This window comes from Microbacterium sp. CJ77 (assembly GCF_002911615.1).
Classification (GTDB): Bacteria; Actinomycetota; Actinomycetes; order Actinomycetales; family Microbacteriaceae; genus Microbacterium.
Genome location: NZ_PQBR01000006.1, coordinates 698,904 through 712,793, shown reverse-complemented (window position 1 = coordinate 712,793; position 13,890 = coordinate 698,904). Strand labels below are relative to the sequence as shown.

The window sequence follows — 13,890 nt, the reverse complement described above, 5'->3', positions numbered from 1 at the left end:
GCAACGAGAGGATTGCGGGGGCGGGTCGTCGAGACCCGCCCCCGCGGCGAACTAGTCGACCGTGGGCTGCTCGACCTCAATGCCCGACGAACCGAGGTTCTTGTCGAAGATCGCCTGCCAGATCTCGCCTCCGTCGGTGAAGAGCGTGTTGATGTGCTCTTGCAGCGCGGTGTCGCCCTTGGTCAGGCCGACGCCGTAGCGCTCCTCGCTGAACGGCTCACCGACGACCTTGAGGTTCTCGGGGTCCTGAGCCGCGTAGCCGATCAGGATCGCTTCGTCCGTCGTGACGACATCGACGACACCTGAGAGGAGCGCCTCGACGCACTCGGAATAGCTGTTGAACTCACGCGTCGGCACCTCCGGGTAGTTCGTCCGGATGTTCTGGATCGGCGTCGAACCCGTTGCCGAGCAGACCGTCGTGTCGGCGCTCAGGTCCTCGACGCTCGCGATGTCGCTGTCCGCGGCGACGAGCAAGCCCTGGCCCGTGACGAAGTAAGGGCCCGCGAAGTCGATCAGTTCCTTGCGCTTGTCGGTGATCGAGTACGTCCCGACGTAGTAGTCGACGTCGCCGTTCACGATCGCCTGCTCGCGTGCTGAGGAGTCCACGCGGATGAACTCGATGTTGTCTTCGTCCACGCCGAGCGACGCCGCGATCCAGCGTGCGATGTCGATGTCGAATCCCGTGCGCTCGCTCGTGACGACGTCGAGGTAACCGAGTCCCGGCTGGTCTTCCTTCACACCGACGACGACCTTGCCGTCAGAAGAAATCCGGTCGAACGTCGGGCTGCCCTCGAGGGACACATCGTCCGCGACCTCGAACCAGGCGGTGCCCTCGTCCGTCCCTTCGCCCTCGCTGGGGGCTGCGGTGGGGGTGCCGCTGTTACAGGCCGTGAGCGCGAGCGCCGCGACCCCGACGATCGCGAGTGCTCCGAATCGTGACTTACGCATGTGCTGTCCTCCTGGGTTTCGTATATTTCGATATCCCGCGAACGGTGCATGCCCGCGGAAGCGTGTCAGAACCTGATGGTCGCGTGCGTCAGTGCGTGATGAGTTTGGACAGGAAGTCCTTCGCACGATCCGTCTCCGGATGCGTGAAGAAGTCGTCGGGCTTCTGGTCTTCGAGGATCTTGCCGTCGGCCATGAACACGACCCGATCGGCGGCCTTGCGGGCGAAGCCCATCTCGTGGGTGACGACGATCATCGTCATGCCGTCCCGGGCGAGGCCGACCATCACATCCAGAACCTCGTTGATCATCTCGGGGTCGAGAGCGCTCGTCGGCTCATCGAACAACATGACCTTGGGGTTCATGGCCAGCGCTCGGGCGATGGCGACACGCTGCTGCTGACCGCCCGACAACTGCGCCGGGAGCTTGGATGCCTGATGCCCGACGCCGACCCGATCGAGCAGAACCTTGGCCTCGCGCTCCGCGTCCGCCTTCTTCATCTTGCGGACCTTGATCGGCCCGAGGGTGACGTTCTCGAGGATCGTCAGGTGCGCGAAGAGATTGAACGACTGGAACACCATCCCCACGTCGGCGCGCAGGTTGGCGAGCCCCTTGCCCTCCCTGGGCAGCTCTCTCCCGTCGATCGTGATGGACCCACTCGTAATCGTCTCGAGGCGGTTGATCGTGCGGCAGAGCGTCGACTTGCCAGAACCCGAGGGACCGATCACGACGACGACCTCGCCCTCGTTGACCGTCAGATCGATGTCGGTGAGCGCCTGGAAGTCGCCGTAGTGCTTCTGGACGTCCCTCAGAACGACGAGGGGCACACCCGTCTGCACGTGATTGGTGCCGTTGGATACCATCGGCACACCCTAGGAGCGGACGACCCCCAGCGGCAGGGGGTTGACATGTCCCCTCAGCGGTGCGTGGGCGGAGTGGACCGCTGCGCGAATGCGCTCTCGTACAGGCACACGCTCGCCGCGGTAGCCAGGTTCAGCGATTCCGCACGCCCGTAGATGGGCAGCCGCAGGGCACGGTCGGCCAGGGTGAGCGCGGCGTCCTCGAGACCTCGCGCTTCATTCCCGAACAGCCATGCGGTCGGCTCGGCGAGCAGTCCCTCATCACGTGCGGCGAGCAGATCCTCGCCCTTCACGTCAGCGGCGAGGACGCGAAGGCCCGCCCCGCGAGCGAGCCCGAGCACGGGCGCGAGCTCGACGCTGAGCGCGATCGGCAGGTGGAACAGGGACCCCGTCGTGGCGCGCACGACCTTGGGGTTGTACGGGTCGACGGTGCGGCCGGTCAACACGACGGCGTCGGCGCCCGCGGCATCCGCTGCCCGGATGATCGTGCCGAGGTTGCCGGGATCGCGCACCTCTTCGCACACGGCGATCAGGCGCGGGGATGCTGCGAAGACATCTCGGACCGAGACCGGGAACTGACGCGCCACGGCGATGACGCCCTGGGGTGTGACGGTGTCGGCCATGGCATCGAGCACCGCCTCGGTGGCGTAATCGATCTCGAGGCCGACGCCGGACGCCAGATCACGCAGTTCGCCGTGACGATCGATGGCCGACGGCGTCGCGAAGAGTTCGACGATCGCGTCGGGCCGATAGGTCAGGGCCTCGCGGACGGCCTGCGGCCCTTCGAGGAGGAAAAGGCCTGTCTCTCCGCGGGCGCTCCGCTTGGTGAGCTTTGCCACGGCGCGCACGCGCGGTGAGCGCGGGTTCTCGAGCACGTGCACAGTCTAGGGCGCCGCGGTCATGCGCCCGTGAACGCCGAAGGCCCCGCTCTCGAGATGAGAGCGGGGCCTTCGAACGAACAGCGGCTAACGCGGACGCCTTCGGCGCCGACGTGCGGTGCCGTTTGGACTACGCGGATGCCTTGGGCGCCGACGTGTCGGCGGGCAGGGCGGCCTTGGCCGTGGCGACGAGCGAGGCGAACGTGGCGGGCTCGTTGACCGCGAGCTCGGCGAGCATGCGACGGTCGACCTGCACACCAGCGAGGCCGAGGCCCTGGATGAAGCGGTTGTACGTCAGGCCGTTCTGGCGCGACGCGGCGTTGATGCGCTGGATCCACAGACGACGGAAGTCGCCCTTGCGCTTGCGGCGGTCACGGTACGCATAGACGAGCGAGTGGGTGACCTGCTCCTTGGCCTTGCGGTACAGGCGCGAACGCTGTCCGCGGTAACCGGAGGCGCGCTCGAGGATGACGCGACGCTTCTTGTGGGCGTTTACTGCCCGCTTGACTCTAGCCATTTGTCTTGTTTCCTATCCTGATTCGGCGCGCTCAGCGACCGAGAAGCTTCTTGGCGACCTTGGTGTCGGCCTTGGACAGGACCTGGTCCTGGTTCAGGCGACGCGTGCGACGGCTCGACTTGCCCTCGAGGTTGTGGCGCATTCCGGCCTGCTGCTTCTTGAGCTTTCCGCTGCCGGTGATCTTGAAGCGCTTCTTGGCACCCGAGTGGGTCTTCTGCTTCGGCATCTCGTTTTCCTTTGCTGAGGCCCCGGAGGGCGTCGTGGGTGTGCACCCGCCGGGGCGGGAGTGGTGTGAGGGTCCTACTCGGCGACCGATTCGGCCGTCTCGGACTCGGGCTTGGGACCGCGAGCCTCGCGCGCAGCCTGCTTGCTCGCGTCGCGCTTGGCGTTCTGCTCGGTCTTGACCTCGGACTTGTTCTTGTGCGGTGCGACGACCATGACCATGTTGCGACCGTCGATCGTGGGGTTCGACTCGACCGTGCCGAACTCGGCGACATCCTCGGCGAACTTGCGCAGAAGACGCACGCCCTGCTCGGGACGCGACTGCTCGCGACCGCGGAAGAGGATCATCGCCTTGACCTTGTCTCCGGTCTTGAGGAAGCCCTCGGCGCGCTTGCGCTTGGTCTCGTAGTCGTGCTCGTCGATCTTCAGACGGAAGCGGACCTCTTTGAGGACCGTGTTCGCCTGGTTGCGGCGAGCTTCCTTGGCCTTCTGCGCGGCCTCGTACTTGAACTTCCCGTAATCCATGATCTTGACCACGGGCGGCTTCGAGTTGGGGGCCACCTCGACCAGGTCGAGCTCTGCCTCCTGCGCGAGGCGTAGCGCTGCCTCGATGCGGACGACACCGATCTGCTCTCCTGCGGGGCCGACGAGTCGGACCTCGGGCACGCGGATGCGGTCGTTGGTGCGGGGATCGCTGATGCGGAACTCCTCTAGATCTGGGTAACCGCACGACGGAGCCGTGCGGGGTGGAAGCACCCGGAGACGAGAGTTTCCGGGTGAAGCGAACGTCGCATTCCACCCGGCGCGGTATCGAAACAGCCCGCCGGCTTTGTGCCCAGACCACCGAATGCCTCAGATCGAGACGAGCCGGCGGAGCACGTGGACCCGGTAGCCTGACCTATGGTCGGCGTGGGTGGGATGCGAATCCTCTTCGAACCGAGACAGAAGTCCCGGAGCCCGCAGAAGTCTAGCAGAGAGCGACACGTGAGCACGATTCCCCCCGAAGACAACGTCCGAGTCGGCAACGAACCGGATGCCGCCACGCAAGCTCGCTGGGAGGAACAAGAACGCGCAGCCTCGGCCGCAACCCGCGACATCGCGGACGTTCCCGCCGTCGAGGTCATCACGACGACCGCCGTCCATCTGCTGAGCGCCGCCGCCGTCAAGACCGGCCTCGCCGATGACCCGGGCAACCAGACCGACCTCGACGAGGCCCGCAAGCTCATCAACGCCCTGGCAGGTCTCATCACCGCGGCCGCACCCGAGGTGAGCGACATGCACGCCCGCTCGCTGCGCGATGGCCTGCGGTCGGTTCAGCTGGCGTTCCGCGAGGCATCCGTCATCCCCGATCCCATCGGTAAGGGACCGGGCGAGAAGTGGACCGGGCCCGTCACCTGACCCGGCGCCCCGAGCGTCAGGTGGCCGAGCGCTCCAGCCGAACCGTGAGCGAGTCGACGAGCGTCGCGATGCGGTCGTCCGCCGCCCAGCGCTGAGCCAGGCGCGCGAGCACGGGGTCGAGTTCTTGACGCTCGAGGCCCCGCAGCAGACTCAGCCGGACGATCGTCTCGGGGCCGCGGAGACGCGCGGAGGGGTCTCCCGGTTCGAGCACGATGTCGACCGCGGCCAACTCCGTCGCGATCGACTCGAGGAATGCCTGCCGCACCTCGACCGACTCCGACGACGGGATCCACGACTCGCCCTGCGCGAGCGCCCACACCGCGGGCCTGCGGATGACGAACTCGGTCTCGGAGCCCGGGTCGACCACGATCAGGTCGGTGCCCTCCCCCACGGCGGCCTGAGCCACGCGCGCGACGGGCGTCGGGATCGGCCTGGCCGAGGCATCCCACGCCTGCATCGCGGCGACGCTCGAGAACGCGGGAAGGACCGTCCTCCCGTCGGGGGCGGCCACCGTCACGATCGAGAGCTCCTGGGTCTTGTCGACGGTCAGCCCCGACGGCGCAACGCCGGTCTCGCCCCGCTCGGCGATCAACGGGACGAGCAACCGCACGGCCCGCAGCGCGTCGACCACGGCCGCCTGGCCCACCTCGCCCGCACGAAAGGCGGCGAGGGCTGCGAGGAACGCCTCGGGCGCCGACCCGTCGTCGTCGGCGTGCGGGTTCGGTTGGAAAGCGCGCCCCTCCCACGGGACGCCCGCGGAGTCGGCGCCGTGCGTGTGCCCGGTGCTGCTCGCGTCGTCCGGATCAGCCGGCCGCGACATCCAACGCCTCGGCCAGCGTGAACGCTCCCGCATACAGGGCCCGACCCACGATCGCGCCCTCGACGCCGAGCGGGACCAATTCTCGGAGCGCTGCGATGTCATCGAGGCTCGAGACGCCACCCGAGGCCACGACGGGCTTCGGCGTACGTGACGTCACCTGGCGGAGCAGGTCGAGGTTCGGGCCCTTGAGCGTGCCGTCCTTCGTGACGTCGGTGACGACGTAACGGCTGCAGCCGGCGGCCTCGAGGCGGTCGAGGACCGTCCAGAGGTCGCCACCTTCTTCGGTCCAGCCGCGCGCGGCGAGGGTCGTCCCACGAACGTCGAGTCCGACGGCGATGGCCTCGCCGTAGCGGGCGATCACGTCGGCCGCCCACTCGGGGTTCTCGAGCGCGGCGGTGCCCAGGTTGATGCGGCTCGCACCGCTGTCGAGGGCGGCCTCGAGCGAGCGGTCATCACGGATGCCCCCCGACAGCTCGACGCGCACCCCCTTGACCTGCTTGATCACCTTGCGCAGGACCGAGGTGTTGTTCCCGCGGCCAAACGCGGCGTCGAGGTCGACGAGGTGGATCCACGTCGCACCCTGGCGGGCGAAGTCGAGCGCCGCGTCGACGGGGTCGCCATGGAAGGTCTCGGTGCCGGCCTCGCCCTGAGTCAGGCGAACGGCCTTACCCCCAGCGACATCGACGGCGGGAAGGAGGACGAGCTCGGGTGTGGCGGAGAAGTCGTTCATGGATCCTCGTGCGTGGGCGGATGCGCCGGTTTGACACCGGATCCGGCAGCCGCGGGACGCGGGCCGGGGGCCGGATGGGCACGAAGCCTAGATTTTAGTCTCGGGCAGCCCGTCGATCCAATTCGCCAGCAGGCGGATGCCCGCGGCACCGGACTTCTCGGGGTGGAACTGGGTCGCCGAGAGCGGACCGTTCTCGACGGCGGCGAGGAAGGGTGCGCCGTAGTCGGTCCAGGTCAGGTGCGGGCTCGCGAAGGGTCCGTCCGCCTCGAGCGACCACTCCTGGACGCCGAACGAGTGCACGAAGTAGAACCGTTCGTCTTCGAGCCCGGCGAAGAGCTTCGATCCCGGGTCGGGGCGAACCGTGTTCCAGCCCATGTGGGGCAGAACGGGGGCGTCGAGTTCGCGCACGACGCCCGGCCACTCCCCCATGCCCTCGGTGTCGACGCCCCGCTCCACGCCCAACTCGAACAGCACCTGCATGCCGACGCAGATGCCGAGGACGGGACGCCCGCCGGCCAGGCGGCGATCGATCAGGCGATCCCCGCCGCTCGCACGGAGGGCCTCCATCACGGCTCGAAACGCACCGACGCCCGGCACGACGAGACCGTCGGCCTCGAGCACCAGCTGCGGGTCCGATGTCAGACGCGCGTCAGCGCCCGCCGCCTGCAGCGCCTTGACGGCCGAGTGGATGTTGCCGGATCCGTAGTCGAGGACGGCGACGACGGGCCGACGCACATCGGACACAGAGGCATCCGTCACAGCGCGCCCTTGGTGCTCGGGATCCCCTCCACGAGGGGATCGAGCGACTTGGCCTGGCGGAACGCGCGCGCGAATGCCTTGTACTCGGCCTCGGCGATGTGGTGGGGGTCACGTCCTTCGAGAACGCGGACGTGCACCGTGAGTCCGCCATTGAACGCGATCGCCTCGAACGTGTGGCGGACGAGCGAACCCGTGAAGTGACCGCCGATCAGGTGGTGTTCGAACCCGGCGGGCTCGCCGGAGTGCACCAGATAGGGACGGCCCGAAATGTCGACGACGGCCTGCGCGAGCGCTTCGTCGAGCGGCACGAGCGCGTCGCCGTAGCGGGAGATACCGGCCTTGTCGCCGAGCGCCTCGCGGATGGCGATGCCCAGCACGATCGAGACGTCCTCGACGGTGTGGTGCGCGTCGATCTGCGTGTCGCCCGTCGCCTTCACCGTCAGGTCGGTCAGCGAGTGCTTCGCGAACGCCGTCAGCATGTGGTCGAAGAACGGCACGGTCGTGTCGATGCTGCTGCGACCGGTCCCGTCGAGGTCGATCTCGAGGTCGACGGATGACTCACTCGTGCGACGAGTCCTGCTCGCCGTGCGCCTGCTCATGCCTGCGAGTCTATCGACGCGAGTTGGTCGAGGAATGCTGTGGTCTCATCCTCGGTACCGGCCGAGACGCGCAGCGTCCCGGGCAGCCCGACGTCGCGCACGAGCACGCCGCGCTCGAATAGCGCGCGCCACGTCGCGGCGGGATCGGCGACCCCGCCGAACAGGATGAAGTTCGTCCAGGACTCGTACGGCTCGTACCCGAGGGCGGATAGCGTCGCACCCATCCGATCGCGCTGCTGGACGATGTCGTCGACCATCGCCAGCATGGTGTCGGAGTGACGCAGCGCGCCGAGCGCCGCGGCCTGCGTGAGCGAACTCAGGTGGTACGGCAGCCGCACCAACCGCAACGCATCGATGAAGGCGGGGTCTGCGGCGAGATAGCCGACACGGGCCCCCGCGAACGCGAACGCCTTGCTCATCGTGCGCGAGACCGCCAGTCGCGGGCGGTCGTGCAGGAGCGTCAGCGCCGAGCGCTGATCGTGCGGCGCGAACTCCCAGTACGCCTCGTCGACGACGACGACACCACGGGAGGCTTCGTACACCGCCTCGATGACCTCGATCGGCATCGGCGTGCCCGTGGGGTTGTTCGGGGAGCAGAGGAAGATCACATCGGGGTCGGCTTCGGCGACCTGCTCGGCAGCGAACTCCGGGGTGAGGGTGAAGTCGTGTCCGCGCTCGCCCGCGATCCATCCCGCACCCGTGCCGGACGCCAGGAGCGGGTACATCGAGTACGTCGGGCCGAACCCGAAGGCCGTGCGGCCGGGGCCCCCGAACGCCTGCAGAACGTGCTGGAGCACTTCGTTCGAGCCGTTCGCCGCCCAGATGTTCTGCGATGTCAGGCCGTGACCGAGGTAGTCCGCGAAAGCCTCGCGGAGCGCATCGAAATCACGATCGGGATAGCGGTTGATCTCGCGCAGCGCGACGGCGATGCCGTCCAGGATGTCGTCGGCCACCTCTTGCGGGACGGGGTGCGTGTTCTCGTTGACGTTCAACGCGATCGGCACGCTGGCCTGGGGTGCCCCGTAGGGCGTCTTTCCCCGGAGATCGTCACGGAGAGGGAGGTCTTCGAGGGATGCGCTCACCCCTCCCATGCTACGACGCACGGGACTCGCGACGTGTTCCGGGCGGGAGGTGCCCCGACGCGTTCGCGTGGGGGCCCGCGACGCAGCGGGGGCTCAGGACGTGAACTCGGCGGGGATCGCGATGCGCTGCCCCGCGTCCACGGTCGACGAACCGAGCGCGTTCAACCGAACGATCTCATCCACGACGTCGCGCGGGTCGGCCGCGGGCGCCACCTCGAGCGCGATCGACCAGAGCGAGTCACCCGGTTCCACCAGAACCGTCGTGAACTCACCCGCGGGCGCCGACGCGCTGCGGGATGCGAGCGCCTCGCCACCGGCGAGGACGCCGATGAAAACGGCGACCGCGAGCGGCAGCGACACCATGCCGACGATCACGCGGCGACCACGCGCCGTCATGCGCAGGCGGGTGTGCGATGGCATCGACATGAGTGCGGTCGTCATCTTGTCCTCCTGGATCGTGTGGTGCTGAGTGGCGCGGGTTGAGAAGACTTCACGCGATGCCGGAAAGCCCGTTCGCGAGTCCAGCTCCGCATCCGACTCTCGGCCGGGAGAGCCGGATGCGAAGTTGTGTTCCGAAGTTATCTTCGAGTGTTGCATCTTGTCAAGTCCTTCTGCGCCTCTGTGTGGCCCGAATCGATCGACACGCTCGAACAGATGTGCCGAAAACGACCGAGGACCGGATAGTGTTTCGATGGTCGCGCTGGTGCAAGAGCAGTACACCAGCGACCACCGACATCGCATCGAGAGCGACGCCACGTACGGCGGGAGGAGCACGACATGACGCTTGAACCCTGGGACTCCGCCCTGGCCGATCCGGACGCCGACCTGGGCTCCGATGCAGTCACCGACGCACGCGGCGAGGTCGCCGCGGATGCCTCCGATGTCGGCGAGACGACCGAACCGCGTGCGCGCACGCGGCGTCGCAAGAGCCTGAGCGACAAGCAGCTGGCGATCCTCGAGGTGATCCAGCGTTCGGTCCAGTCGCACGGCTATCCGCCGAGCATGCGCGAGATCGGAGACGCCGTCGGCCTGCGTTCGCTCTCGAGCGTGACGCACCAGCTCAACCAGCTCGAGCTCTCGGGGTACCTTCGTCGCGACTCCGGCAAGACGCGCGCCATCGAGGTCTTGATCGACCTTCCCGGCAGTGCGGCAGAGAATCCCGCCGACTCCGCGCCCCCGGTCGGCGACGCGGCCATGGTCCCTCTCGTCGGGCGCATCGCCGCCGGCGTGCCGATAACTGCCGATCAGCAGGTGGAAGAGGTCTTCCCGCTCCCCCGTCAGCTCGTGGGCAAGGGCGAGCTGTTCATGCTGCGTGTCTCCGGCGAGTCGATGATCGACGCGGCGATCTGCGACGGCGACTGGGTCGTCGTCCGCACACAGGCGACGGCCGAGAACGGCGACATCGTCGCGGCCATGCTCGACGGTGAGGCGACGGTCAAGACCTTCCGCCGTCGCGACGGACACACGTGGCTCCTGCCCCGCAACAGCGCGTTCGAGCCGATCCTCGGCGATCACGCGACCGTTCTGGGCAAGGTCGTCGCGGTCCTGCGCGCCGTCTGACGCCCCATCACGGCATCCGGCGCCGTGCGTGAGGAACTGCGCGGAGACGCTTCGGAGCGGTATAAGGGGATGTGACCAACCCCACTCCTGCTCCCGCGAACGCAGCGGATGCCGCACGTCGGCTCGCCGAACTCGAAGCCGAGAACGCACGCCTCCGCTCCCGACTCGGAGAGACGCCGTCCCGCCCGGAGCGCGTGTCGCGGCCTCGCCGGGGCACGTGGCGAGCTGTTCTCTCGTCTGCCCTGATCGTGATCGCAGCCCTGCTGGTGCCCGTCTCGATCGTGTCGGCATGGGCACGAACCGAGCTCGTCGACGAGACCGCGTTCGTGGCGACCTTCGCGCCGCTCGCGCAGGACCCCGCTGTGCAGGCTCTGATCGTCGATCAAGCGACCGCGGCGATCGACGAATCCCTCGATCTGCAGGGCCTCACCGACGATCTGTTCGACGGGATCGAGGGTCTCGGGCTGCCGCCCCGCGCAACGGCAGCGATCGATCTGCTGCGCGGTCCGGCGGTCGAGGGGCTCCGCGGCCTGGTGGGCACATCCGTCACGCAGCTCGTGGAATCGGACGTGTTCGCCTCGGTCTGGGAGACGGCCCTCCGCGCGAGTCACCGCGGCCTCGCCGCCGCGGCGACGGGAACGACGCAGACGGGCGCCGTGACCATCAGCGACTCCGGCGAGGTGGGGATCTCGCTCGCGCCGATCATCGACGAAGTGAAGGACCGGCTGGTGGCGCAGGGCGTGGGATTCGCCTCCGCGATTCCGTCTGTGGACCGGACGATCGTCCTCGTCCAGAGCGACGCGCTCGTGAGCGTCCGCATCGTCTACGGGATCGCAGCGACCGTCGGATGGTGGCTGCCGCTCGTGACCCTCGCGCTGTTCATCGGCGGGGTGCTCCTCGCTCGCCGCAAGAGCGTCGCCCTCGTCGGGACGGGCGTGGCCATCGCCATCGGCGGGGGTACCCTCGCCGTGGCCCTCGCGGTCGGCGCCACCGTGGCCTCGATCGCGGCGTCGCGGCTCGCGATCCCCATCACGGCGGTCGACGCCATCTACGCGCAGATCGTCACGGCGATGCGCGACACCGCCGCGGTCATCGCGCTGATCGGTGTGCTCCTCGCCCTTCTCGCGTGGGTGCAGGGGCGCAGCAACGCTGCCGTCGCCATCCGTACCGGCGCCACGGGCGTCAACCACCGCCTGCGGTCGTCCCTGCGCTCCAGCGGCGTCGACACCGGCCGCGTCGGACGCTGGATGTACACCTATCGCGTCCTGGTGCGCGTTGTGCTCGCCGCGCTTGCGATCCTGTGGCTGCTGGCGCTCCGCCCGCTCTCGATCGGCGATGTCTCGCTCGTCCTCGTCGTCGCGCTCCTGGCCTGGTGGGCGACCGAACTCGCGCAGAACGAGCCGGAGGTCGTCGAAGCCGCGCCGGCCGAAGCCGAGGACGTCGAACCCGATCGCGCCACGGTGTAGCGCGCCCGGACCGGCACCCGTGGTGTCGGCCGCGCCGCGTAGCCTGTCGGGATGACCACGATCCTGCCTTTCGGAACCTGGCCCTCCCCCATTTCGGCTGCCGAAGTCACGTCCTCCGCACCACGCATCGACGGCGCACGATTCGTCGGCGACGAGGTGTGGTGGAGCGAGTCACTGCCGCAGGAACGCGGCAGGACGGCCATCCTGCGGCGCGCGATCGAAGCCGACGCGGAAGCGGACGCCGACGTGGTCCTTCCCGGGCCGTGGAGCGCACGTTCGCGCGTCCACGAGTACGGGGGCGGCGCGTGGACGATCGATGACGACGGGACGCTCTACTTCGTCGAGCAGTCCGATCAGCGCGTCTGGCGGCTGGGCGCAGACGGCGAACCGCGTGCGCTCACGGTCGAGGCCCCGGGCACGCACTACGGCGACCTCACCTGGGCGAACGGACGGCTCCTCGCGGTGCGCGAGACGGCGCGCGACGGGCGTGTACCCGAACGTGCCATCGTCGAGATCAGCTCGGTGGCGGTCGAGGATGCGGCACCCTCTGCGGGCACGCCCCTGGCATCCGGCTACGACTTCCTCGCCTACCCGCGTCTCTCCCCCGACGGCGACCGCTTGGCGTTCATCGGATGGAACCACCCGAACATGCCGTGGGAGGCGACGCAGCTCGTCGTCCTCGACATCAGGACCGGCGCCGTCGGTATCGTCGCGGGCAGTGCTCACGAATCGGTCCTGCAGCCGGAATGGACCGGTCCGGACGAACTCACCTATTCGACCGACCGCTCGGGGCGGTGGACGCTCGAGCGGCGACGCCTGGGCGGGCTCCCGGAGCCCACCGCCGCCGAGAGCTCCGACGCGGACACCGGCGGGCCGCTCTGGAACCTCGGCGCGCGATGGTTCGCCCCGCTCGACGACGGGCGGATCCTGGCGGTGCGCACGCACGGCCGTGACGAGCTCGTCGTGGAGGACACGGACGGCGGGGCCCGAAGCATCCGCACGCCGCTGTCCGCGCAGGTGCTGATTCGCGACGTGAGCGGCACGCGCGCGCTCGTCACGGGTGCCGGCGCCACGACCCCTTCCGGTCTCTGGCTGGTCGATGTCGACGATCCGGGCAGGGCCCGACCCCTGCGCGGTGGGGTGTCCGACCGGAGCGACGGTTGGCTGCCCGAGGCCATCGCGATGACGTTCGACGGACCCAGCGGACCCGTACACGCCTTCGCGTACCCTCCCTCCAATCCGGGGGTCGAGGGTCCCGCGGACGAACGACCCCCGTACATCGTCACCGTGCACGGCGGGCCCACCGCGCACGTCGCGGGCGAGGCGTCCCCCGCTGTCGCCTACTTCACGAGCCGCGGTGTCGGCGTGCTCGACGTCAATTACGGCGGGTCGAGCGGCTACGGCCGCGCGTACCGCGAGCGCCTCGCCGGGCAGTGGGGAATCGTGGACGTCCAGGACGTCGTGGCGGCAGCCGAAGGACTCGTCGCCGCGGGGTTCGCCGATGGCGCCCGGCTGGCGATCAAGGGCGGGTCCGCCGGTGGATGGACCGTCCTGTCCGCCCTGACGACATCGAAGACGTTCTCGGCGGGCATCAGCCGCTACGGAGTCGCCGATCTGCGCGCCCTCGCCGCCGATACGCACGATTTCGAGGCGCACTACCTGGACGGACTCGTCGGGCCGCTCCCCGACGCCGAGCCCGTGTACGAGGCACGATCTCCGCTCGGCCGCATCGATGACCTGAGCGTTCCCGTGCTGCTGCTGCAGGGTGCGGATGACCCGGTCGTGCCTCCCGCGCAGGCCTACGCCATGCGCGACGCCCTCGCCGCGAAGGGCATCAGCCACGCGCTCGTCGTGTACGAGGGCGAGTCGCACGGCTTCCGTCGCGCCGAGACCATCCAGCACGCCCTCGAGAGCGAACTGAGCTTCCTCGGCCAGGTGTTCGGTTTCGCAACGCCGGGCGTGCCCGTCCTGCCTCTCGAGGACTGAGAGGGGCGTAGGGAGCCGCTCACCTGGCAGTGGGCGCGACGAACCAGGCCCGCGAACGACGACGCGTGC

Annotated in this window: 16 protein-coding genes; 4 read left to right on the top strand and 12 right to left on the bottom strand. The window is 68.8% G+C overall.

The genetic code is table 11. The features are described 5' to 3' along the window. Window positions 1-51: 51 nt before the first annotated feature. The 6 genes from C2868_RS04125 to infC form a co-directional block, all read right to left on the bottom strand. Window positions 52-948, bottom strand: a complete 897-nt coding sequence (locus tag C2868_RS04125; RefSeq protein WP_100811233.1) for a glutamate ABC transporter substrate-binding protein — start codon at window positions 946-948, stop codon at window positions 52-54. Between the two features lie 88 nt (window positions 949-1,036). Next, window positions 1,037-1,807 (bottom strand): amino acid ABC transporter ATP-binding protein, encoded by a 771-nt coding sequence (locus C2868_RS04120; RefSeq protein ID WP_100811234.1) that lies wholly within the window; start codon window positions 1,805-1,807, stop codon window positions 1,037-1,039. A gap of 53 nt (window positions 1,808-1,860) precedes the next feature. Then, on the bottom strand, window positions 1,861-2,679 hold the full coding sequence (locus C2868_RS04115; RefSeq protein ID WP_100811235.1) for an RNA methyltransferase: 819 nt from the start codon (window positions 2,677-2,679) through the stop codon (window positions 1,861-1,863). A gap of 133 nt (window positions 2,680-2,812) precedes the next feature. After that, a complete protein-coding gene (rplT, locus tag C2868_RS04110) occupies window positions 2,813-3,199 on the bottom strand; it encodes a 50S ribosomal protein L20 (protein ID WP_036301883.1) in 387 nt (128 codons plus the stop codon). Between the two features lie 31 nt (window positions 3,200-3,230). Next, the gene (rpmI, locus tag C2868_RS04105) at window positions 3,231-3,425 is read right to left on the bottom strand and encodes a 50S ribosomal protein L35 (RefSeq protein WP_036301881.1); all 195 of its coding nucleotides are present in this window, start codon (window positions 3,423-3,425) and stop codon (window positions 3,231-3,233) included. 74 nt (window positions 3,426-3,499) lie between these two features. Further along, window positions 3,500-4,177 carry a translation initiation factor IF-3 gene (infC, locus tag C2868_RS04100; RefSeq protein ID WP_232711210.1) on the bottom strand — a complete coding sequence of 226 codons (678 nt, stop codon included), beginning with the start codon at window positions 4,175-4,177 and terminating at the stop codon, window positions 3,500-3,502. Window positions 4,178-4,414: 237 nt separating this feature from the next. Between infC and C2868_RS04095 the strand changes: the two genes are divergently transcribed. Beyond that, complete coding sequence (locus tag C2868_RS04095) at window positions 4,415-4,819, top strand: DUF1844 domain-containing protein (protein ID WP_100811396.1); 405 nt, start codon at window positions 4,415-4,417, stop codon at window positions 4,817-4,819. A gap of 16 nt (window positions 4,820-4,835) precedes the next feature. Here C2868_RS04095 and C2868_RS04090 read toward each other — a convergent pair whose 3' ends face one another. The 6 genes from C2868_RS04090 to C2868_RS04065 all read right to left on the bottom strand — a co-directional run bounded on the left by C2868_RS04090 (window position 4,836) and on the right by C2868_RS04065 (window position 9,250). Then, complete coding sequence (locus C2868_RS04090) at window positions 4,836-5,639, bottom strand: SseB family protein (RefSeq protein ID WP_103662988.1); 804 nt, start codon at window positions 5,637-5,639, stop codon at window positions 4,836-4,838. Continuing rightward, window positions 5,623-6,369, bottom strand: coding sequence for a bifunctional 1-(5-phosphoribosyl)-5-((5-phosphoribosylamino)methylideneamino)imidazole-4-carboxamide isomerase/phosphoribosylanthranilate isomerase PriA (priA, locus tag C2868_RS04085; RefSeq protein ID WP_100811237.1), 747 nt, complete (start codon window positions 6,367-6,369; stop codon window positions 5,623-5,625). The genes C2868_RS04090 and priA overlap by 17 nt, the downstream gene beginning before the upstream one ends. Before the next feature lie 87 nt (window positions 6,370-6,456). Next, complete coding sequence (gene hisH / locus C2868_RS04080) at window positions 6,457-7,113, bottom strand: imidazole glycerol phosphate synthase subunit HisH (RefSeq protein WP_258034397.1); 657 nt, start codon at window positions 7,111-7,113, stop codon at window positions 6,457-6,459. An 11-nt stretch (window positions 7,114-7,124) separates the two neighbouring features. Beyond that, window positions 7,125-7,727, bottom strand: a complete 603-nt coding sequence (hisB, locus tag C2868_RS04075) for an imidazoleglycerol-phosphate dehydratase HisB (protein WP_100811239.1) — start codon at window positions 7,725-7,727, stop codon at window positions 7,125-7,127. Further along, window positions 7,724-8,818: a histidinol-phosphate transaminase gene (locus tag C2868_RS04070; RefSeq protein ID WP_181003336.1), complete on the bottom strand. Its 1,095-nt coding sequence runs from the start codon at window positions 8,816-8,818 to the stop codon at window positions 7,724-7,726. Before C2868_RS04070 ends, hisB begins: the two co-directional genes overlap by 4 nt. Window positions 8,819-8,902: 84 nt before the next feature. Continuing rightward, window positions 8,903-9,250 (bottom strand): LysM peptidoglycan-binding domain-containing protein, encoded by a 348-nt coding sequence (locus C2868_RS04065; RefSeq protein WP_100811398.1) that lies wholly within the window; start codon window positions 9,248-9,250, stop codon window positions 8,903-8,905. Window positions 9,251-9,586: 336 nt separating this feature from the next. Between C2868_RS04065 and lexA the strand changes: the two genes are divergently transcribed. The 3 genes from lexA (at window position 9,587) to C2868_RS04050 (ending at window position 13,821) form a co-directional block, all read left to right on the top strand. After that, window positions 9,587-10,369: a transcriptional repressor LexA gene (lexA, locus tag C2868_RS04060; RefSeq protein ID WP_232711211.1), complete on the top strand. Its 783-nt coding sequence runs from the start codon at window positions 9,587-9,589 to the stop codon at window positions 10,367-10,369. A gap of 71 nt (window positions 10,370-10,440) precedes the next feature. Further along, window positions 10,441-11,835, top strand: a complete 1,395-nt coding sequence (locus tag C2868_RS04055; protein WP_100811240.1) for a hypothetical protein — start codon at window positions 10,441-10,443, stop codon at window positions 11,833-11,835. A 51-nt stretch (window positions 11,836-11,886) separates the two neighbouring features. Then, window positions 11,887-13,821, top strand: coding sequence for a prolyl oligopeptidase family serine peptidase (locus C2868_RS04050; protein WP_100811241.1), 1,935 nt, complete (start codon window positions 11,887-11,889; stop codon window positions 13,819-13,821). Window positions 13,822-13,890: the final 69 nt, after the last annotated feature.

Excerpts from the sequence above, each read along its gene's own strand:
- C2868_RS04070 (WP_181003336.1), bottom strand. The coding sequence starts at position 8,818 with ATGGGAGGGGTGAGCGCATCCCTCGAAGACCTCCCTCTCCGTGACGAT.
- rplT (WP_036301883.1), bottom strand. The coding sequence starts at position 3,199 with ATGGCTAGAGTCAAGCGGGCAGTAAACGCCCACAAGAAGCGTCGCGTC.
- C2868_RS04050 (WP_100811241.1), top strand. The coding sequence starts at position 11,887 with ATGACCACGATCCTGCCTTTCGGAACCTGGCCCTCCCCCATTTCGGCT.
- rpmI (WP_036301881.1), bottom strand. The coding sequence starts at position 3,425 with ATGCCGAAGCAGAAGACCCACTCGGGTGCCAAGAAGCGCTTCAAGATC.
- C2868_RS04120 (WP_100811234.1), bottom strand. The coding sequence starts at position 1,807 with ATGGTATCCAACGGCACCAATCACGTGCAGACGGGTGTGCCCCTCGTC.
- hisB (WP_100811239.1), bottom strand. The coding sequence starts at position 7,727 with ATGAGCAGGCGCACGGCGAGCAGGACTCGTCGCACGAGTGAGTCATCC.
- C2868_RS04125 (WP_100811233.1), bottom strand. The coding sequence starts at position 948 with ATGCGTAAGTCACGATTCGGAGCACTCGCGATCGTCGGGGTCGCGGCG.
- priA (WP_100811237.1), bottom strand. The coding sequence starts at position 6,369 with ATGAACGACTTCTCCGCCACACCCGAGCTCGTCCTCCTTCCCGCCGTC.
- C2868_RS04090 (WP_103662988.1), bottom strand. The coding sequence starts at position 5,639 with ATGTCGCGGCCGGCTGATCCGGACGACGCGAGCAGCACCGGGCACACG.
- C2868_RS04065 (WP_100811398.1), bottom strand. The coding sequence starts at position 9,250 with ATGACGACCGCACTCATGTCGATGCCATCGCACACCCGCCTGCGCATG.
- lexA (WP_232711211.1), top strand. The coding sequence starts at position 9,587 with ATGACGCTTGAACCCTGGGACTCCGCCCTGGCCGATCCGGACGCCGAC.